The following is a 20,745-nucleotide window of genomic DNA, read 5'->3' as shown; positions in this document are numbered from 1 at the left end:
TATGTCAGTGTTGCCCCCCGCGCCGTTCGGGCGCCTGATCACCGCGATGGTGACGCCGTTCCTCCCGGACGGCGCCCTCGATCTCGACGGCGCCGCGGCGCTGGCCTCCCATCTGGTGGACGCCGGCAGCGACGGCCTGGTGATCAGTGGCACTACTGGCGAGTCGCCCACCACCTCGGACGACGAGAAGGACCAGCTGCTGCGCGTGGTCCTCAAGGCTGTCGGTGACCGCGCCAGCGTGATCGCCGGGGTCGGCACCTATGACACCCGGCACACCGTCGAGCTGGCCAGGGCCGCCGAGCGGGCCGGCGCGCACGGCCTGCTGGTCGTGACGCCTTACTACAGCAAGCCGCCGCAGGCCGGTCTCGCCCGGCATTTCCGGATGGTCGCGGACGCTACCGGCCTGCCCGTAATGATCTATGACATCCCCGGCCGCTCCGGGGTGCCGGTGGCCAGCGAGACGCTGCTCGCGCTCGCCGAGCACCCGAACATCGTCGCGGTGAAGGACGCGAAGGCCGACCTGGAGAGCTCTTCGCGGGTCATAGCCAACTCGTCGCTGGCGTACTACTCCGGCGACGACGCGCTCACCCTGCCGCTGCTCTCGGTCGGTGCCGTCGGCCTCGTCAGTGTGGTCGCGCACGTCGGGGCGCCCTCCCTACGGGCCATGATCGCCGCCTTCGACGCGGGCGACCCGGTCACCGCGCGACGCCTGCACCAGGGCATGCTGCCCATCTTCAAGGGAATTTTCCGAACTCAGGGAGTGATTACGACGAAGGCCGCCCTGACCTTGCGAGGCCTACCGGCTGGGCCGGTGCGCCCACCGCTGGTCGACGCCACCGACGCGGAGATCGACCAGCTCCGCCTGGACCTGGCCGCGGCCGTGCTGGAGCCGCCCGCGGTCCCGGCGTTCGCCGCGGCGCCGGCGGGGGCGGCCGCCTCATGAGCCATCCGCACCCGGGGCTCGGGGCCCCGCCGCCGCTGCCCGTCGAGGGCCTGCGGATCATCCCGCTCGGCGGTCTCGGTGAGATCGGCCGGAACATGACCGTCTTCGAGCACGACGGCCGGCTGTTGATCGTCGACTGTGGCGTGCTGTTCCCGGAGACCGACCAGCCGGGCGTCGACCTGATCCTGCCGGACTTCACCGCGATCCGGGACCGTCTCGACGACATCGAGGCGGTCATCCTCACCCACGCGCATGAGGACCACATCGGCGCGGTCCCCTACCTTCTGCGCGAGCGGGCCGACATTCCGCTGGTCGGCACCCGCCTGACGCTGGCGCTGATGGTCGCCAAGCTGCAGGAGCACCGGATCAGGCCGGTGACGCTGCAGATCACCGAGGAGGAGCGGCACAGCTTCGGCCCGTTCGACTGCGAGTTCCTCGCCGTCAACCACTCCATCCCGGACGCGGTCGCGGTCGCGATCCGCACCTCCGCCGGGCTGGTGCTGCACACCGGCGACTTCAAGATGGACCAGCTGCCGCTCGACGGCCGGCTCACCGACCTCGGCGGCTTCGCCCGCCTCGGCCTGGAGGGCATCGACCTGCTGATGTCCGACTCGACGAACGCCGAGGTCCCCGGCTTCGTCACCTCGGAGCGGGAGATCGCCCCGGTGCTCGACGGGGTGTTCCGCGAAGCCGGCAAGCGGATCATCGTGGCCTGTTTCGCCAGCCACGTGCACCGTGTGCAGCAGGTCCTCGACGCCGCCGAGGCGCATGGCCGTTCGGTCTGCTTCATCGGCCGCTCGATGGTCCGCAACATGGGGGTCGCCCGCGACCTGGGCCTGCTGCGGGTTCCGCCGGGCCTGGTCATCGACGCCCGTGACGTCGAGTCGCTGCCCGACCGCAACATCTGCCTGATCTCGACCGGCTCGCAGGGCGAACCGCTGTCGGCGCTGTCGCGGATGGCCAACCGCGACCACGCGATCCGGATCGAGGCCGGCGACACGGTCGTGCTCGCCTCCAGCCTGATCCCCGGCAACGAGGAGTCCGTCTACCGCGTCATCAACGGCCTGACCCGCTGGGGCGCCAAGGTCGTCCACAAGGGCATCGCCAAGGTGCACACCTCCGGGCACGCGCCCGCCGGCGAGCTGCTCTACGTCCTCAACGCCACGCGGCCGTCGAACATGATGCCGATCCACGGCGAGTGGCGGCACCTCCGGGCGCACGCCGCGCTCGCCGAGCTGACCGGACTGCCCGCCGAGCGGATCGTGCTCGCCGAGGACGGCATGGTCGTCGACCTCGTCGAGGGCCAGGCGTCGATCACCGGCGCCGTGCCGTGCGGCTACGTCTACGTCGACGGCGTCGCCGTCGGCGACGTCGGCGAGTCGAGCCTGAAGGACCGGCGCATCCTCGGCGAGGAGGGCTTCATCACGATCACCGCGGTGGTGGACGCCGCGGCCGGCAAGGTCGTCGCCGGGCCGGACTTCGTCGCTCGTGGCTTCTCTGACGACAGGGCCGCCATCGAGAAGGTGCGCAAGATGGTCGCCGACGGCCTCGCCGACGGCATGCGCAACGGCATGACCGACGCGAGCGCTCTCCAGCAGCTCGTCCGTCGCATCGTCGGCCGCTGGGTCAGCGACACCTACCGCCGCCGCCCCATGATCGTCCCCGTCGTCGTCGAAGTCTGACAAGGCGCTGGGACGCCCTGTTGATCGGGCGCTGAGCGCCCTCCCGGGACCGCCGCGGCGCGCCCGGAAGGTCGGGGATGCCAGGAGTGGCTGGGGCGGGCTTGTAACGTGCTCATGTGGCCACACGCACGACCGGGGCGGGCGCGCGACCCCGGGCAGGATCGGCCACGTCCCGGGCCGCCGGCGCTAGCAGTCGGCCTGCCCGGGGACGTGGCGCGGGCGCGAGCCGTCCGTCGGGTGGGTCCGGCGGCGGGCGCGCTCGCCGCGCGTCCGGGGGGACACCCTTCTCACTTGCCGTCGCCGCGTGGCTGCTGCGGGGCGTCGCGCGGCTGTGGATGGCGCTCGCAACCGTGTTCGGTACCTCGCTGCGGCATGTTCGCCGTGGCAGCCGAGAGCTGCGGATCGACCCGGAGCACCGGCGCGACGGTGCCGGGCTCGCGACGCTTGGCGGGGCGATCCTCACGATGGCCGCGTTGTGGTTCCACGCCGCCGGGCCGGTCGGCACCGCGCTGAGTTCCCTGCTGCGCCTGCTGTTCGGTGCTGGAGCGCTGTTGTTGCCGGTGATCGGGTTCAGCGCGTCATGGCGGCTGGTACGGGCCCCGGCCGACCCGGACAGCCGCGGCCGGGTGACTATCGGCTGGGTCGCGGCGACACTCGGCGGGCTCGGCTTCTACCACGTGGTGCGTGGGATCCCCGACTTCGGCGACGGGACGAAGGAACTGCGGGCCGCCGGTGGCGCGGCTGGCTTCATCGCCTCCTCGCCGCTGGCGGCCGCGGTCACGCCGTACGTCGCCGCGCCGCTGCTGATCCTGCTCGCGCTCTTCGGCGTACTGGTCATCACGCGGACGCCGTTGAGGCAGGTCCCGATGCTGACCCGCGGTCTTGTCGACCGGCTGGCCGCCGGCGTCCGGGAAGACCGCGACAACCAGCGGGGGACGGCGGCCCGGGGCCCGCGCCGCGCTATCGGTCCCGGCGACGACCCGGACGTCTTCGACGACGCCGACGAGCTGGCCGGCGAGCCTGGCCGGGCCGGGCTCGCGGACGAGCTGCTCGCCGGCGGCGCGCCCGCGGGGGGCCGCGGCAGGGGCCGGAGCCGGCGCCGTGCCGGCGCGGCCGCCGCCGATGTGTACGACGCCGACACCGAGCTCACCGGCCCGGCGGGCCGGAGGGTTCCGCCGCCTGACGGGCACGGCGCCGGTGTGGCCTCCGGCGACATCCTCGACCTCGACCTTGGCCTGGACCTCGGCCCCGATGGCGATGTCGAGGAGCCGGCCGCGCCCGTGCGGCGGCCGCCGCGGCAGCGCAAGCCGGCTGGAGCGGGCGGCGCCACGGCCGGAGCCGCTTCGACCGCGGGGGCGGACGGCGAGATCGAGCACCTGGTGCCGGTGCCGGTCGAGGGTGACTATGTGCTTCCGTCGCCGACGTTGTTGAAGTCCGGCACCCCACCGAAGGTGCGGTCGGCCGCGACCGACACGGTGATCGCGTCATTGACGGACGTGTTCTCCCAGTTCAAGGTGGATGCCCGGGTCACCGGGTTCACTCGGGGCCCGACGGTCACCCGGTATGAGGTGGAGCTGGGCTCCGCTGTCAAGGTCGAACGGATTACCCAGCTGGCGAAGAACATCGCCTACGCGGTGAAGAGCCCGGATGTGCGGATCATCAGCCCGATCCCGGGGAAGAGCGCGGTCGGCGTCGAGATCCCGAACACCGACCGGGAGCTGGTGTCCCTCGGTGACGTCCTGCGCAGCGCCGACGCCACCGGCAACCCACACCCGCTGGTGGTCGGGCTCGGCAAGGACATCGAGGGTGGCTACGTCCTGGCGAACCTGGCGAAGATGCCGCACATCCTCATCGCCGGCGCGACCGGGGCCGGCAAGTCGACGTGCATCAACACGCTCATCACGAGCGTGCTCGCGCGCGCGACGCCGGACCAGGTGCGGATGGTGCTCGTCGACCCCAAGCGGGTCGAGCTGACCAGCTATCAGGGAATTCCTCACCTCATCACCCCCATCATCACGAACCCGAAAAAGGCGTCCGAAGCGCTGCAGTGGGTCGTGAAGGAGATGGAAAATCGCTACGAGGATCTCGCGGCCTGCGGTGTACGCCATGTGGATGACTTCAACCGCAAGGTGCGCAACGGCGAGATCGTCGCCCCGCCCGGCTCGGAGCGTGTCTACACGCCCTACCCATACATCCTGGCGATCGTCGACGAGCTCGCGGACCTGATGATGGTCGCCCCGCGCGACGTCGAGGACGCGATCTGCCGGATCACCGCGATGGCCCGGGCCGTCGGCATCCACCTGGTGCTCGCGACCCAGCGCCCGTCGGTCGACGTCGTCACCGGCCTGATCAAGGCCAACGTCCCGTCGCGGCTGGCGTTCGCCACCGCGTCGCTGGCCGACAGCCGCACTATCCTCGACCAGGCCGGTGCCGAGAAGCTCGTCGGCCTGGGAGACGCGCTGTTCCTGCCGATGGGGGCGAGCAAGCCGGCTCGCATCCAGGGCGCCTACGTCTCCGAGGACGAGATCGCCGCGATCGTCGACCACACCAAGGAGCAGGCCCCTCCGGCGTTCCGCGAGGACGTGTTCGAGGAGGATGCCGGCCCGCGCAAGGAGATCGACGAGGACATCGGCGACGACATGCAGCTGTTCCTGCAGGCCGTCGAGCTCGTCGTCAGTACCCAGTTCGGCTCGACGTCGATGCTGCAGCGCAAGTTGCGGGTGGGTTTCGCCAAGGCCGGCCGGCTCATGGACCTGATGGAGAGCCGGGGGATCGTCGGCCCGAGCGAGGGCTCGAAGGCTCGTGATGTCCTGGTGATGCCAGATGAGCTGGAAGGACTTCTTGTTACCTTGCGGAGTGGCTGACGTTGGTCAGTTGGTCCCATCGGGAGCGGCGACGGGTTTCGACGAGCGGCGTGGAATCGTAAACTCAGGCAACGTCTATTCATTGCCGTTGGCCTGGCAACCCCGCTGCCCGTTGATCGTCATTGGCCGGCCGTCGCCCCCACGCGGCCCCCGATGCGGGTCATCGGTGCCGCGGCGCGCGTCGGCCAGCGTCGGATGTGTGCGGAGGTTGGCCCGTGGTGGCTTTCGACGAACCGCGCGACCACCATCGTGACCTCAGCGCAGACCCCGTCGAGACCACTGCCCGGCTGGCCCAGGCCGCACCGGCGGCCGACGGGGCTCCTGGGACTCCTGAGGTTCCCGCCGATCCGGCGAGCCCTGAGGCTCCTGCCGGACCCGGGGTCCCTGCCCGATCTGGGAGGTCAGCGGTCGGGGAGGTCCGGGAGCCAGTCCGGGGGGACCGGACCGGCGGCACGCCGGCTGGCGCCGCCCGGGAGGACCGGAGCGAAGCCACGCCCGCTGGCGGCGCCCAGGAGGTCGACGACGGCGGGAGCGTTGGTGCCCGCCTGGCCAGGGCCAGGGTGGCCGCGGGCATGTCGGTCGACGAGGTCAGCGCCCGTACGCGGATCAGGGCGACGCTGATCCGCCAGATCGAGCAGGACGACTTCTCCGGCGTCGGCGGCGCCGTCTACGCCCGCGGCCACATCCGCGGCATTGCCCGCACGCTCGACATCGCCCCGGAATCCCTGATCGCCGCCTACGATGCCAGCCACGAGCGGGTGCCGGCTCCGTCACTCGCGCCGACCAGCTCGTTCGACCCGCTGCGCCACGGCGAGCGCCGTCGCGGTGGCCGCCACTGGGGCACGGCCATGGTCATTTCCGCCGCCGTACTCTGCCTGCTGGCCCTGGTCGCCTTCCTGATCCCGGGCTCGTCGCGGCACGACGCACCGACACCGACACCGGCGACCGCGGCGCCGGGCGCCTCGGCCTCGCCGGCCACCTCGCCCGGTGGCGCCCCGTCCGCGACGGCCCCGCCCACCGAGGTGAACCTGCGGCTCGAGGCGGTCAGCGCGCAGAGCTGGCTGGAGGTCAGCGACGACAGCAACCACGTCGTGCTGCGCCAGATACTGGCCAAGGGCGACACCAAAACGCTCACGGCCAAGGCGCTACAGGTCAAGATGGGCAACGCGGGCGCGATGAACCTGTCCTGCAACGGCCACAAGCTGGGCACGATGGGCGCGCCCGGACAGGTCGTGACGGTGCTGGTGGCGCTCGGCGACTCGGGCGACTGCACGGTCGACGGCGCCACCGCGCCGGCGGGGCAGCGCAACTGATACCGGCGGCCCACCGGCGCCGGGCGCCCGACGCCCGACGGGCGCCGCCACTGGCGTTCGCGCTTTGCCCCAAGGTCTCCCGCCGTGTCCTGGACCACGTTCGTGTCCGCTGGGGAGCGCGTGTTTCGCGCCCCGGGAGGCCGCGCGGCGCGCCCGGCGGCCGTCGCCCGGTAGCCTGACGTGGTGTCCGCTGGTCAAGTCCGCCGCGTCGCGCTCGTCACTCTTGGTTGTTCGCGCAATGAGGTCGATTCGGAGGAGCTGGCGGCCAGGCTCGCCGATGGCGGCTGGCAGCTGGTCGACGACGCCGCCGACGCCGACGCCGTGCTGGTGAACACCTGCGGTTTCGTCGACGTCGCCAAGAAGGACTCGATCGACGCCCTGCTCGCCGCCGACGGCCTGCGCGCCGCGCCCGACTCCGCCGGGCAGGGCCCGAAGGCGGTCGTCGCGGTCGGCTGCCTCGCCGAGCGTTACGGCGCCGAGCTCGCCGAGAGCCTGCCCGAGGCCGACGCCGTGCTCGGCTTCGACGCCTACCCGGACATCGCGGCGAGGCTGCGTGCCGTGCTCGACGGCGAGCGCCCGGCCGCCCACACCCCGCGTGACCGGCGCACCCTGCTCCCGATCACGCCAGTGGAGCGGGGCAGGGCGGCCGCGGCCGACGTCGTGGTGCCGGGGCACGGCACCGTCGCGGCCGTGGCCCCGGCGGCCTCGGCCGTCCCGGCCGTCCCGGCCGTCCCGATGATGCCGGCGGTGATCCGGCGGCGGCTCGAACGAGGGCCGGTGGCCGCCCTGAAGATCTCCAGTGGCTGCGACCGGCGGTGCAGCTTCTGCGCGATCCCGTCCTTCCGCGGGTCGCACGTCTCCCGCCCGCCGCGGGACATCCTTGCCGAGGCGGAGTGGCTCGCCGGGCAGGGCGCCCGCGAGCTGGTGCTCGTCAGCGAGAACTCCACCTCCTACGGCAAGGACCTCGGCGACCTGCGCGCTCTGGAGAAGCTGTTGCCCCAGCTCGCCGCGACACCCGGCATCGTGCGCGTCCGGACCGTCTACCTGCAGCCGGCCGAGACGCGCCCGTCCCTCCTCGAGGTGCTGCTGACCACGCCTGGGGTCGCGCCCTACCTGGACCTGTCCTTCCAGCACGCGAGCCCGGCGGTGCTGCGCCGGATGCGCCGTTTCGGCGGTTCGGTCGACTTCCTCGACCTGCTTCGCCGGGGCCGGGCGCTCGCGCCCACGCTCGGAGCCCGCTCCAATGTGATCGTCGGTTTCCCCGGCGAGACGGCCGAGGATCTCGACATCCTGGCCGACTTCCTCGAACAGGCCGATCTTGACGCGGTCGGCGTGTTCGGATACTCCGACGAAGAGGGCACCGAGGCTGTCGGGCTGTCCGGCAAGGTCGCGCCCCGGGCCATCGAGCGCCGCCGTGCTCGCATCGCCGACCTGGTCGAGCAGCTGACCGCGGCGCGCGCTGAGCGGCGCGTCGGCGAGACCGTGGAGGTGCTCGTCGAAGAGATCTCCGACGACGTGCTCGCGGGAGCCGACGCGCAGGCGGCCCGGTCTGGCGGGGACGGGGGGCCGTCAGGCCGCACGGCCCACGGCTGCGCCGCCCACCAGCAGCCCGAGGTCGACGGGGCCTGCGTCGTGCGGCTTCCCGCGGTGACCGGCACGACCGGTCGGTCCGGCGATCCCGGCGCGCCGGTCGCCGTCGGCGACCTGGTGATCGCGCGGGTGATCGACGTCGAAGGCGTCGACCTGGTCGCCGACTTCGTCGCCGTGCTGGACCGGGCAGGCACGCCGGGCGCCGGCGAGTTCGCGGCCGCCGGTGTTCCTGCTGGATCGGCGAAGCCGGTCCAGCAGGCCGGCTGGGAGGTCCAGGCCGTCGGGGCGCATCGGTGACGGTGGCGGGCCGGCCAGGCGAGGCCGGCCGGAGGGTCACGTCCGGCGTGCCCACCCAGGCCGACGAGACCCTGCCCGCGCAGGCGGCGGCATCCGCGGGCGCCGCGGGCGTCATGGCCGCGCCGCCGGGCGGCGCGCAGCCAGCGGTTCCCGCGGGCTCGGAAAGGCCGGGGGCCGCCGGCTCAACGGCCGAGCCGGTTCGGGAGGCCCGCCGGGAGGCCCACGGCCAGGCGCCGTCCGACGTTCCGGCACCGCCGCCCCCCGCGAGGCTGCTCAACATCGCCAACATTCTGACGATCATGCGGTTGGTCCTGGTGCCGGTGTTCGTCGTGTTCCTGTTCGTCGGCCCGCACGAGGACGGCTGGCGGATCGCCGCCTTCGCCGCCTATGCCGTCGCCGCGATCACCGACCAGATCGACGGGGCGGTCGCCCGCCGCCACGGTCTGGTCACCGAGTTCGGCGCGTTCGTCGACCCGGTCGCCGACAAGGCGCTGACCGGCGCGGCGCTGGTGTCGCTGTCGATCCTCGACGAGATCCCCTGGGCCGTGACGGTGGTCGTCGTCGGCCGGGAACTGGGCGTCACCCTGCTTCGGCTCTGGGTGATCCGGCACGGCGTGATCGCGGCGAGCCGGGGCGGCAAGCTCAAGACGTTGCTGCTCAACATCTCGCTCGGGCTGGCTGTGCTGCCGCTGACCGGGCCGGCGGCGGCGGTCAGCGACGCGGTGCTCGCGGCCGGGGTGGTCGTCGCCGTCGCCACCGGCGTCGACTACGTCGCCCGCGCGCTCAAGCTGCGGCGCGCCTCGGGCTCGCCCAGCACGCTCGACGAGGAGCCGGACGAGGGGCCAGGGGAGGCCGCCAGTGGCACGGGACGGAACGCCGATGCTGGCTGAGATCGTCGCGGTCGGTGACGAACTGCTCTACGGCGACATCATCAACGGCAACGCCGCCTGGCTTGGCCGCCAGCTCGCCGACGTAGGTGTCCGGGTCGGCACGTCGGTCGTGGTCGGCGACGACATCGACCGGATCGAGCGGGCGCTGCGGACGGCCGCTGAGCGCTGCGACGTCGTGGTCGTGACCGGCGGCCTCGGACCGACCCAGGACGACCTCACCCGCGAGGGGATCGCCGCGGCCGCCGGGGTGGCGCTGCGCCGGGACGAGTTCCTCGAGGCACTGCTGCGGCGCCGGTTCACCGAGCTGCGCCGCGACGTGCCCGCCATGAACTACCGACAGGCCGACCTGCCCGGGGGCGCCGAGCCGTTGCCGAACGGGCCGGGCACGGCGCCCGGCATCCGGATCGAGATCGGCCGCGCCGTGCTGTACGCGATGCCCGGCGTGCCGCGCGAGATGCACGCGATGTTCACCGCCAGCGTGCTGCCGGACCTGTCGCGCCGAGCCGGGCAGCCGTCCGTCGTCGTGCATCGGGTGCTGCGCACGGCCGGCGTCTGGGAGTCCGCCGTCGCCGAGGCGCTGTCCGACGAGGTCGAGCGCCTGCGCGACGTGGGTAACCCGACGATCGCGTTCCTCGCGAGCGAGGGGCAGACCCGGGTGCGGATCACCGCGGGGGCCGCCGACCGTGCGGAGGCGGGGCGCCTGATCGCCCCGGTCGAGGCGGCGGCGCGCGCGGCGCTGGGCCCGGCCGTCTACGGCACCGACGACGACACGCTGGCCGGCGTCGTCGGCGCCCAGCTGGCGGCCAGCCTGGGCACCGTCGCGGTGGCCGAGTCACTCACCGGTGGCCGGCTGGCGGCGGCCTTCACCGGGACCCCCGGCGCCTCGGCCTACTTCCGAGGCGGCGTCGTCGCCTACGCGACCGACGCGAAGGCATCCGTGCTCGGCGTCGACGAGGCCGTCCTCGCGACGGAGGGCGCGGTCTCGGCGCGCACCGCCGCCGCGATGGCGGCTGGCGTGCGCGAGATGTTCGGCGCCACCTGGGGGCTCGCGACCACCGGTGTGGCCGGGCCCGAGGAGCAGGAGGGCAAGCCGGTTGGCACGCTCCACCTGGGACTCGCCGGTCCGGACGGCACTGTGACCCGGTCGCTACGGCTGCCCGGGGACCGGCCGCTTATTCAGACCTTCGCGGTTGTGCAGGCGCTCGACGTGTTACGGCGTACGCTCTCGGGACTGCCGGTGGCAGGCGCCGGACCGCTGGGGAGTGCGGAGATCCCCGCCGGCTAGGGGTGAGGAGGTGCGATCATGCTTGCCCCTTGTGATCGTGCATCGACCGCGCCTATGTGCGACGTCGACGGTGGGCTCACAAGTAGGAGCGCCCGAGGGCTCCGATGGCGGATGTCGACCGTTGAAGCAGGTAGATACGCTTCCAAGACGCGTTTCGGGGCACTCCTGGGATTGTTCGCCGGACGCGCGGTGGTTACAGAGCTACGGTCCCGTCAACGGCCACTCGATGACCGTGCCGGTAGGTATACGGTGAAACCCATACCGTGGACGAAGGAGGAGGCGCGATGGTCCTGCTCCGACGCATGATCGGTGAGGCGCTCCGCCGTCGCCGCCAGGATCAGCACCGGACGCTCCGGGAGGTGTCGTCCGCGGCCCGGGTGTCGCTCGGCTACCTGTCCGAGGTCGAGCGTGGGCAGAAGGAGGCCAGCTCCGAGCTGCTCGCGTCGATCTGTGATGCGCTCGGCGTCGGCCTGGCCGATCTGCTGCGCGAGGTGAGCGACGACGTCGAGCTGGCAGAGCTCGCCGCCGAGACGCCCCGCGTCGGCGCCCCGATGGTCGTCTCCGCCCGTCCTCCGGCCCCCATGGTCAACCGCGCGGCCTGACCGCGGGCCGGCCCCGCCGGCCGGACGAGACAAATCGGGCGGAGCCCACGAAAGCGAATGCTGGGCGCGCCGATATCGGGCGCTGGCGCACTGCGTACCAGATTGACCTGGTTGCCCCCGTCGATTCCGCGCGCAGCACCTGATCAATGCCACGCCGGCGGATCAGCTGTGAGCGCAATCGGCGGGAAGTCGCCGTTCCGGCTCACCCGGAACGGCGGGTGTCCGAAAACGGACATATGCCGTCGATCGGTGACGTTCGTACAGGGCTGTCTGCACGGGCCAGTGACGTGCGACGATCGGACTATGGCGAATGTCGTCCGGCGGGCGTTGCGCTATCTGTCCGCGTCGGCGAACCGGAAGTTCGACGAGAAGGCCGATCCGCGGGTGCAGATCGACCAGGCCATCACTGAGGGCCGTCGTCAGCACGAGGCGCTGCGCCAGCAGGCCGCCCTGGTGCTGGGCAACCAGCGCCAGCTGGAGATGCGGATGGCGCGCCAGATCGAGAACGTCACGATGCTCACGGAGTCGGCGCGCTCCGCGCTCGCCTTCGCCGACAACGCCCGCGTGAGCGGCGACGCCGCCGCCGCGGCTCAGTACGAACAGACGGCGCAGGCGTTCGCCGGCGAGCTGGTCGCGGGGGAGTCGTCGCTGGATGACATGCGGACCCTGCACCAGCAGGCGGTCGAGTCCTCCGAGCTCGCCCGGCGCGCCGTCGACGACAACACCGAGCGGCTGCGCAGGCAGCTCGCCGAGCGAGCGCGGCTGCTGACGCAGATCGAGCATGCCGCGATGCGCGAGCAGATGAGCAAGGCGATGGAGTCGATGTCGGAGCTCGCTCCGGCCGGCGACACGCCGACGCTCGCCGAGGTCCGCGAGAAGGTCGAGAAGCGCTACTCCGTCGCCATGGGCCGGCACGAGCTGGCCTCCGCCGGCGTCGAGGCGCGCATGCTGGAGGTCCGCCGGGCGACCATCGACGCGAGGGCGACCAACCGGCTCGCCGAGCTGCGCGCGGGCCTGGCCGCTGGGCCGGGCGCCGCCGGTGGCGGCGGCCAGCCGACGGGGGCGGGCCAGGTGCCGGCCGGCGACAACCGAGTCACCCTCGGCAAGAGCCAGCCGCCGACGCCCGACGCGCGCGAGGACCGCGGCGCGGACGCCACTGGCCCAGCGGCCTCGGGTCCGTGACCGGGCCGATGCCCACGATGCCCACGGGACGGCGACGGTGACCTGGCCTGGTGTGGGCGGCGGCCCGCCGGGGCCACCGAGCGGCGGGCCCGGCGGGCGCCCTGGGCAGCCGCCGCCCCCGCCGCCCCCGCCGGCCCCGCCGCCCCGGTCCTGGCCCTCGCCGCCGGGCTGGGGGCCGCCGCCCTGGCGGCCCCAGCAGGAACCGCCGCGGCGGCCTGGCGCTCAGGGACCGGACCCCTCCGGGAGGCGGCCGTGGGTCCGGGCGGAGGGCTGGGACTGGCGGCGGAGGATCCAGCCCAGGATGCCGGATGCCATGGCGGCCGAGATGGAACGGCGAGGCGCCCAGCGTGAGGCGCGGGCCGCCACCCGCTATGCCCGGCACGCCCGGTGGACAGCCGGCGGATGGGCCGCGCTCGCCGCGGTCATCACCCCGGCTGGCGTGGCTTTCGGCCACGAATGGTGGATGTGGCTCCTCGCCGGTGCCGGCTCGCTGGTCAACAGCGGGCTGTGGGCACTGCAGGCGGCCAGGGCCGACCGGCAGACGCCGGGGCCGCCGCTGCCGGTGTCCGCCGCGCCGGGCGTACGGGCGCTGACCGGCTCGGCGGCGGCCGGACCGCTGCGCCGCGGCGAGGAGGCGATCAGCGCTTTTCTCGCGCTGGCGCGGCCGGTGCCGCCTGGCCCGACGGCGGACGTGATCCGCTCCGCGATGGCGTCGGCCGCCGAGGTGGTCGACGGGCTGCGGATGCGGGCGAACCGCGTCGTGGCCTGCGAGGCGGCGGCACGGGCGCTGGCCGACCGGTCCGCGCGTGCCCAACTGGCCGGCACCGTCCAGGCCCTTGCCGAGGAGATGAACACGGCCGTGCGAGCCCTCGACGACCTCGTCGCCGCCGCGGCCGAGGTCGTCGGCGCCGGCGTCTACGCCTACTCCGGCGGCCTGGACCTCGGTGGCCCGGCGCCGCCTGGGACACCGGTCGGTGGTGCCGCGCTCGGCGTGGCGCCCGTCGACCTCGACGCGTTGGCCGAACAGGCGGAGAACCTGCGCGGCTACGCCGCCGGCCTGCGTGACGTCGGCGCGGCCGCCCGCGGCCTGCCCGCCGCGGGCCGCGGGACCGCCGCTGGCGGTGCCGCCACCTCGGATCTCGGCCCCACCGGTCGCTAGCCGGCGGTGCCGTCAGGCAGGCTGGCCGCGGGCGCCTCGGCGAGGGCGGTGGTGGGCAGCCGGCGGGCGGCAAGCAGACCGACCAGGCCGACCGCGGTCGCGAGCGCGAAGGCGCCCGCGAGACCGGCGACGGAGGCCACGTGGCCGGCGGCGTTGACCGCGCCGCCCGCCGCGTCGGCGGCGGGGTGGCTCGTCGCCGCGCCGGCGGCGACCGCGACGCCGCCCAGCCCGGCGCCGAAGGTCACCCCGAGGTTGTCCGAGAGCGAGACCGCGCTGCTCGCCATGCCCTGGCGGTCCGGCGGTGCCTCGTTCAGCGCCACGTTCATGATCGGTGAGTAGGCGACACCGATCCCGAAACCGGCCAGGCCCCAGCAGGCGATCCCCACGGCCAGCGGCACCTGGGTGCTGAGCAGCGCCGTCCCGGTGCCCGCCACGCTGAGCACCAGCGTGCCCAGGCCCACGGTGACCAGGAACCGCCCGGAACGGCGGGTCGCGAGCCTCGCCTGAGTCCACGACCCGACGGTCCAGACGACCGCCGCCGTGGAGACGGCGAGGCCCGCGACCGTGGCGGAGGCGTGCCGCACGGAGGTGATGGCGAGCGGGACGAACGTGTCCGCGCCGAAGAACGCGAACGCGAGCAGCCCACGCACCGCCACGGCCGCCGGCGCCCCCGGGCGAGCCCGCAGCGTTCCGGCGGGCAGCAGCCGGCGCAGCGGCCCGATGCCCGCGAGCAGGCCGGCGACGACGAGCGGGATGCCGAAAAGCGATCGGCTGGTCACGCCGGCGAGCAGCAGGCCCGCGCCGGCCGCGACCCGCACCGCCCGCACCAGCGGCCCCCTGCCGGCCTCGACGGCGGGCCATACCCCGGCGCGGTCCGTCGCTGGCCCACCGGGCACGTCACCCGGCCCGCCGTTCGCCGGGCCGGCGAAGACGGCCGTCCCGGCCACCCCGTCCTCACCGGGGGCGGTGATGATGCCCTCCCGCATGGGTGGTGACGTCGCGCCGGCCACCCGCAACGCCCCGACCGTGACGGCGCCGGCCACCACGACGAGGGGGATCAGGCCGCCGAACACCCACCGCCAGCCGACCTGCTCGGCGAGGAACGCCGCGGCCGCCGGGCCGCCGAGGCTCGGTACCACCCAGGCCGTCGCCAGCACGGCGAACACCTTCGGCCGCACCTGGGCCGGGTATGTCCGCCCGACCGTGCCGAAACAGACCGCGGCGATCGCGCCGTCCCCCAGCCCCTGCAGGCCGCGGCCGACGATCACGATCTCCATGTCCACGGCGGTCGCCGCCACCACGAGCCCCGCGCCGAACACCAGCAGGCCGACGACGAACGGGCGGATCGGCCCGGCCCGGTCCATCGCCGCGCCGGCGAGCACGAGACCGACCACCGTGGTCAGGAAGAACGCCCCGGTCAGCCATCCATACAGGTTCAGGCCGTGCAGATCCGCCGACACCAGCGGCGCCACCGTGACGACGGCGAGCGACTCGAACGCGAGCAGGGTGATCGTCGAGACCAGGCCCACCGTCAGGACCCGCAGCTCCGGCCCCCAGATCCTGACGGCCGGCGCTGATCGCTGTGGTTGGTCGAGCGCCGTGTCCGTCACCCCCACACCCCATACCTTCCGGCCGCCCAGGGGCAAATCGCCTCAGCCGCCCCTCGTCCGTCGCCCAGCGGCGGCCCCGCCGGTACCGGACCGCGCCGGTAGCGGACCCGCGAGTGATCCCTCAATGGGCGCGCGTCAGCCGCGCAGACGCAGGCCGCCCCGGGGCGTCGGGTGGAAGCCGGCGCGCAGCAGCGCCTCGCCCAGCGCGCTGCCGGTGACCGCCTGCCCGTCGGCTCGCTCGACGGCCAACCGGCCGAGCCAGCCATCGCGTACCGCGAGCGCCAGCGCGTCCACCGCCGGTTGCAGCGCCCGTGCCGGGTTCGGCCAGGACAGCAGCGTCTTCCCACCGCGTTCGACGTAGAGCAGCAGGTCGCCGTCGACCAGCACGACCAACGCCCCCGCCTTGCGGCCGGGGCGATGACCAGGACCATCGCCGCCCACCCCCTCCGGCCGGGAAGGCCAGGGCAGCGCCGCGCCATACGGGTTCGCCGGGTCGGTGGCCGCGAGCACCACAGCTCGTCGTTCCGCCCCGGCCCGCGCACCTCCCGCGCCCGGGATCCGGCCGAACATGTGGATATTTCCGACGGTGCCCCCGAGCCCGACCTGGCCGGCCGGGCCGGCGGGACCCGCTGGCTCGGCGGCCCAGTCGGGTTCCTCGGCCGCGGCGCGCTGCTCGCCGGCGATCACGCGGAGCCGGTCGACCGCGCCCGGCATCGCGAACTGGGCCGCGCCGAGCCCCTCGACGAAGTAGCCGCGGCGGGCCCGGCCCGCGTCCTCGAAGGCGGACAGCACCCGGTAGACGGCGGCGAACCCGCCGGGGGCGTGCTCGGCGGTGGCAGCCCCCCGGGTGACGATGCCGTGCCGGTCCAGCAGCGTCTCGGTGAGTGCGTGCGCCCGCCGCGTCGGGTCGGTGTCGCGGGCGGGCAGCAGCGACCAGCGGCCCGCGACCATGGGCGGCCCGGAACGGCGGGGCACCGCGGGGCGGCCAAGGCCCGCTCCCCGGCCGAGGCCGGCGGCCCCTGGTGGATGGTGGCCCGAGGCGAAACGGAGGCTCGTCCGGCGGGGGCGCGGCGCCGACCGGTGGGCGGTGGCCGAGCCTCCCGCGAGGCGGGCGCGCAGTGGGGCGAGCGTGTCGTTGGTGATCAGACCCGCCCAGGCGAGATCCCAGATCACGTTCGCGAGCGCCGTGTCGTCCAGGCTGCCGACCCGGTCCGACAGGGTTCGGAAGAACAGCGCCAGGTCGTCGGCGAGCGCGTCGAGAACCGCGCGGTGCAGCGGGCTCGCCACCCCGGCGGCGACGCCGCCCAGATCCACCACCTCGCCGCTCGCGGGCTCGTCCACCCTCCTCTCCGCCTCGCCGGCACCCGCGGCCATGGCCGCCGCGGTGGTGGTGTCGGTGGCGAGGTCCGGCGCGACCGGAGGAAGCAGCAAGGGGGCGGCGTCGGCGAGCACCAGGGTCAACCAGCCGTCGTCACCGGGCAGCCCGCCCGCCCCGGCCCACAGCACCTCACCGCTCGCGCACAGCTCGTCGAGCATCGCGGGCGAGTAGTCGGACACCCGGGCCGGCAGGACCAGCTGCTCCCAGGCACTGGCCGGGATCAACGCCCCCTGCAGCTGCTCGACGGCCCTGGCCACCCCGTCGACACCGCGCGAACGCCCACTGGTCACCGCCTGCCAGGCGGGCAGGAAGGCCGCGAGCGCACGCGGCGGCACCGCCTCCACCTCACGGCGCAGCGCCGCCAGGCTGCGCCGTCGCAGCCTGCGCAGCACCTCGGCGTCGCACCACTGTTCCCCCGGCCGCCCCGGCCGCAGCTCGCCCCTGACCAGCCGGCCGACCCCCACCAGACGTTCCAGGGCCGCCACGGCCACCGAGACACCCAGGCCGAACCGCGTGGCCAGCTCGTCGGCGTCGAACGGGCCGTGCGTGCGGGCGTACCTGGAGACCAGGTCACCGAGCGGGTCGCGGACCGGCTCGGTGAACGCCGCCGGCACCCCCATCGGCAGCGGCACTCCCAGCGCGTCGCGCAGCCGCCCCGCGTCCTCGACCGCGACCCAGCGTTCCTCGCCGGCGATCCGCACCCGCAGTGCCCGGCCCGCGGCGGCGAGCGCCTCGAGCCATTCCTCGGTCGCGCCCCGGGCGAGCGCCTCGGGCGTCGTCAGGTCGCCGAGCACCCGCAGGAGGTCGGCGGCCCCCTCGAGGTCGCGGGCCTGTCGCTCGGGTGCCAGCCGCGCGAGCTCCGCCTCGACGGCGGCGAGCGCCTCCGGGGCGATCAGTTCCCGCAGGTCCGCCTCGCCGAGCAGCTCGGCGAGCATCCGGCTGTCCAGCGACAGCACCTGCGCGCGCCGCTCAGCCAGCGGGGCGTCCCCGTCGTAGATGAAGGTGGCGACGTAGCCGAACAGCAGGGACCGGGCGAACGGCGACGGCGCCGGCGTCTCGACCTCGACGACCCGCAGCCGGCGGGCGTCGACGTCGCGCATGAGCGCGGTCAGGCCCGGGACGTCGAAGACGTCCTGCAGGCACTCGCGCATCGTCTCCAGCACCACCGGGAAGCTCTCGAACTCGGCGGCCACCGACAGCAGCGCCGCGCTGCGCTGGCGCTGCTGCCACAGCGGCGTGCGCCTCCCGGGGGAGCGGCGCGGCAGCAGCAGCGCCCGCCCCGCGCACTCGCGGAACCGGCTGGCGAACAGCGCGCTGCCGCCGACCTCCGCCCGCACGAGGGCGGAGATCTCGTCGGGGTCGAAGACGGCGTCCGCCGCGGTCGGCGGCGCGTCGGCGTCGGGCACCCGGGCGACGATGCCGTCGTCGGTGTGCATGATCTGGACCTCGACGCCGTAGCGCTCGCGCAGGCGGCCGCCGATCGCCAGGGCCCACGGGGCGTTGACCCGGGCGCCGAACGGCGAGTGCACGGCCAGGCGCCAGTCGCCCAGCTCGTCGCGGAACCGCTCGACGACGAGCGTGCGGTCGTCGGACAGGCGGCCGGTGGCGGCCCGCTGCTCGTCCAGGTAGGTGAGCAGGTTGCTCGCCGCCCACTCGTCCAGGCCCGCGGCGCGCAGCCGTGCCTCGGCCTCGTCCGGCGTCTTCTTCGTGAGCTCGCGCAGGAACCCGCCGAGCGCCCGGCCGAGCTCGGCGGGGCGGCCGGGGGAGTCGCCGTGCCAGAAGGGCAGCCGGCCCGGCCGGCCCGGCGCCGGGGTGACCAGCACCCGGTCCGGGGTGATCTCCTCGACCCGCCAGCTCGACGACCCGAGCAGCACCACGTCGCCGACGCGGGACTCGTAGACCATCTCCTCGTCGAGCTCGCCGACCCGGCTCGCCTTCTCGCCCACGAGGAACACGCCGAACAGGCCACGATCGGGGATCGTGCCGCCGCTGGTCACCGCGAGCCGCTGCGCGCCCGGCCGGCCCGTCACCGTGCCCGCCGCGCGGTCCCAGACGATCCGCGGGCGCAGCTCGGCGAACGCGTCCGAGGGGTACCGGCCGGCCAGCATGTCCAGCACCGCCTCGAACGCGGACGCCGGCAGCGTCGCGAACGGCGCCGCGTGCCGGACCAGCGCTCCCAGCTCCTCGACCGGCCACGTGTCGACCGCGACCATCGCGACGATCTGCTGGGCGAGGACGTCGAGCGGGTTACGCGGGTAGCGCGCCTCCTCGATCTCCCCGTCGCGCATCCGCTCGGCGACCACCGCGCACTCCAGGAGGTCGCCACGGTGGCTGGGCAGCACCACCCCGCGGCTGGCCGCGCCAACCTGGTGGCCGGCGCGGCCGACCCGCTGCATGCCGGCGGCGACGCTCGGCGGCGAGGAGATCTGGACCACCAGGTCGACGGAGCCCATGTCGATGCCCAGCTCCAGGCTGGAGGTCGCGACCACGGCGGGCAGCCGGCCGGCCTTGAGGTCCTCCTCGATCAGCAGCCGCTGCTCCCGGCTGACGCTGCCGTGGTGCGCCCGGGCCACCTCGGCGAACGGGAGCGGTCGGGCGGAACCCGCCTGGCCCATCACCTCGGCGGGCGTGCCGGTCGCCTCCGGCGCGGCCATGACCGGGCCGTCGAGATCGTCCAGGTCGATCATTCCCGAGCCGCGCTCCACACCCGCCATCTCGGCCGCCAGCAGCCGCTGCGCGTGCAGCTCGTTCAGCTTGGCGCACAGCCGTTCCGCCACCCGCCGCGAGTTGGCGAAGACGATCGTCGACGTGTGCGCCTCGATCAGGTCGAGCACTCGTGCCTCGACGGCCGGCCAGATCGACGGCCGGCTCGGCACGGCGGCGGGCGGCCCGCCGCCCAGGGTGTCCAGGCCGGGAAGCCCGGCGAGCGCCCCGGAGCTGTCGGGGCTGGCCAGCAGACCTCCCAGATCGGCTTCGCCGATCCGGGAGGGACCCCGGCCGAGGCCGGCGGGGGCGCCGGGGTCGGCCATGTCCTGGACGGGCACCACGACGTCGACCTGCAGGGTCTTCTCGGTCGGTGGGCGGACCACCGTCACCGGGCGGGCGCCGCCGAGGAAACGCGCGACCTCCTCCACCGGGCGCACCGTCGCGGACAGGCCGATCCGCCGCGCCGGGGTTTCCAGCAGGGCATCGAGGCGTTCGAGGCTGAGCGCCAGGTGGGCGCCGCGCTTCGTGCTCGCGACCGCGTGCACCTCGTCCACGATCACCGTTTCCACGCCGCGCAGCGACTCGCGCGCCTGGCTGGTCAGGATGAGGAACAGCGACTCCGGCGTGGTGATCAGAATGTCGGGCGGGGTGCGGCCGAACGCGCGCCGCTCGGTGGCCGGGGTGTCGCCGGTGCGCATCGCGACCGTCACCTCGGGCACGGTCACGCCCAGCCGGGTCGCGGCGGCCTGGATGCCCGCCAGCGGAGCCCGCAGGTTGCGAGCCACGTCCACAGCGAGCGCCTTGAGCGGGCTGACGTAGAGGACCCGGCAGCGGCGGGTGGGGTCCGGGGGCGAAACCGGCGAGGACGTCTGTGACGAGGTCCGCGGCGCGGACGCGGTTGCCCGTCGTGAGGACGCGGCCGGTGATGACGCGGAGCGCGGGCGCGCGGCGTCTGGCAGGCCGGCACGCACGAGTTCGTCCAGCGACCACAGGAACGCCGCGAGGGTCTTGCCCGAGCCGGTCGGCGCCACCACCAACGCGCTGCCGCCCGCCCGCACCGCCGTCCACGCGCCGGCCTGGGCCGCGGTCGGCGCCGGGAAGGCGGCGGAGAACCATGCCCTGGTCGGCGCCGAGAACGTCGCGAGGGGGTCGGAAGAGGACATGGAGGCCAGTCTGCATCCCACCTCCGACACAGCGCTCCGTCCGACCTGGCCGCTTGTGGCGCCAGTCCGCTACGCAGGTGC

At 74.4% G+C, this 20,745-nt stretch carries 12 protein-coding genes; 10 read left to right on the top strand and 2 right to left on the bottom strand.

Features of this window, described 5'->3' with window-relative positions:
• Position 1 precedes the first annotated feature (1 nt).
• From dapA to pspM, 10 genes are all read left to right on the top strand, one after another.
• Positions 2-943: a 4-hydroxy-tetrahydrodipicolinate synthase gene (gene dapA / locus BCD48_RS23450; protein ID WP_198543360.1), complete on the top strand. Its 942-nt coding sequence runs from the start codon at positions 2-4 to the stop codon at positions 941-943.
• Positions 940-2,625, top strand: a complete 1,686-nt coding sequence (locus BCD48_RS23445) for a ribonuclease J (protein ID WP_071050530.1) — start codon at positions 940-942, stop codon at positions 2,623-2,625. Before dapA ends, BCD48_RS23445 begins: the two co-directional genes overlap by 4 nt.
• 335 nt (positions 2,626-2,960) lie before the next feature.
• The gene (locus BCD48_RS23440) at positions 2,961-5,489 is read left to right on the top strand and encodes a DNA translocase FtsK (RefSeq protein ID WP_241841938.1); all 2,529 of its coding nucleotides are present in this window, start codon (positions 2,961-2,963) and stop codon (positions 5,487-5,489) included.
• Between the two features lie 197 nt (positions 5,490-5,686).
• Complete coding sequence (locus BCD48_RS23435) at positions 5,687-6,802, top strand: helix-turn-helix domain-containing protein (RefSeq protein ID WP_349308045.1); 1,116 nt, start codon at positions 5,687-5,689, stop codon at positions 6,800-6,802.
• 183 nt (positions 6,803-6,985) lie between these two features.
• Positions 6,986-8,689: a MiaB/RimO family radical SAM methylthiotransferase gene (locus BCD48_RS23430; RefSeq protein WP_083419082.1), complete on the top strand. Its 1,704-nt coding sequence runs from the start codon at positions 6,986-6,988 to the stop codon at positions 8,687-8,689.
• The gene (locus BCD48_RS23425) at positions 8,686-9,579 is read left to right on the top strand and encodes a CDP-alcohol phosphatidyltransferase family protein (protein WP_491677167.1); all 894 of its coding nucleotides are present in this window, start codon (positions 8,686-8,688) and stop codon (positions 9,577-9,579) included. Before BCD48_RS23430 ends, BCD48_RS23425 begins: the two co-directional genes overlap by 4 nt.
• Complete coding sequence (locus BCD48_RS23420; RefSeq protein ID WP_071050630.1) at positions 9,569-10,864, top strand: competence/damage-inducible protein A; 1,296 nt, start codon at positions 9,569-9,571, stop codon at positions 10,862-10,864. The genes BCD48_RS23425 and BCD48_RS23420 overlap by 11 nt, the downstream gene beginning before the upstream one ends.
• A 284-nt stretch (positions 10,865-11,148) precedes the next feature.
• On the top strand, positions 11,149-11,466 hold the full coding sequence (locus tag BCD48_RS23415) for a helix-turn-helix domain-containing protein (protein ID WP_071050528.1): 318 nt from the start codon (positions 11,149-11,151) through the stop codon (positions 11,464-11,466).
• A 303-nt stretch (positions 11,467-11,769) separates the two neighbouring features.
• Positions 11,770-12,648, top strand: coding sequence for a PspA/IM30 family protein (locus tag BCD48_RS23410; RefSeq protein WP_071050527.1), 879 nt, complete (start codon positions 11,770-11,772; stop codon positions 12,646-12,648).
• Positions 12,649-12,949: 301 nt separating this feature from the next.
• Positions 12,950-13,807, top strand: coding sequence for a phage shock envelope stress response protein PspM (pspM, locus tag BCD48_RS23405; protein ID WP_071050526.1), 858 nt, complete (start codon positions 12,950-12,952; stop codon positions 13,805-13,807).
• On the opposite strand, the gene BCD48_RS23400 is transcribed toward pspM, so the two are convergent.
• Positions 13,804-15,423 carry an MFS transporter gene (locus BCD48_RS23400; RefSeq protein WP_083419081.1) on the bottom strand — a complete coding sequence of 540 codons (1,620 nt, stop codon included), beginning with the start codon at positions 15,421-15,423 and terminating at the stop codon, positions 13,804-13,806. The genes pspM and BCD48_RS23400 overlap by 4 nt on opposite strands.
• A gap of 129 nt (positions 15,424-15,552) precedes the next feature.
• The gene (locus tag BCD48_RS23395) at positions 15,553-20,664 is read right to left on the bottom strand and encodes an Lhr family helicase (RefSeq protein WP_083419080.1); all 5,112 of its coding nucleotides are present in this window, start codon (positions 20,662-20,664) and stop codon (positions 15,553-15,555) included.
• Positions 20,665-20,745: the final 81 nt, after the last annotated feature.

The sequence above is a fragment of the Pseudofrankia coriaricola genome (genome assembly GCF_001854805.1).
Taxonomy (GTDB): Bacteria; Actinomycetota; Actinomycetes; order Frankiales; family Frankiaceae; genus Pseudofrankia.
The sequence above is the reverse complement of the archived record's forward strand: the minus strand, read 5'-3'. Positions and strand labels throughout refer to the sequence as shown.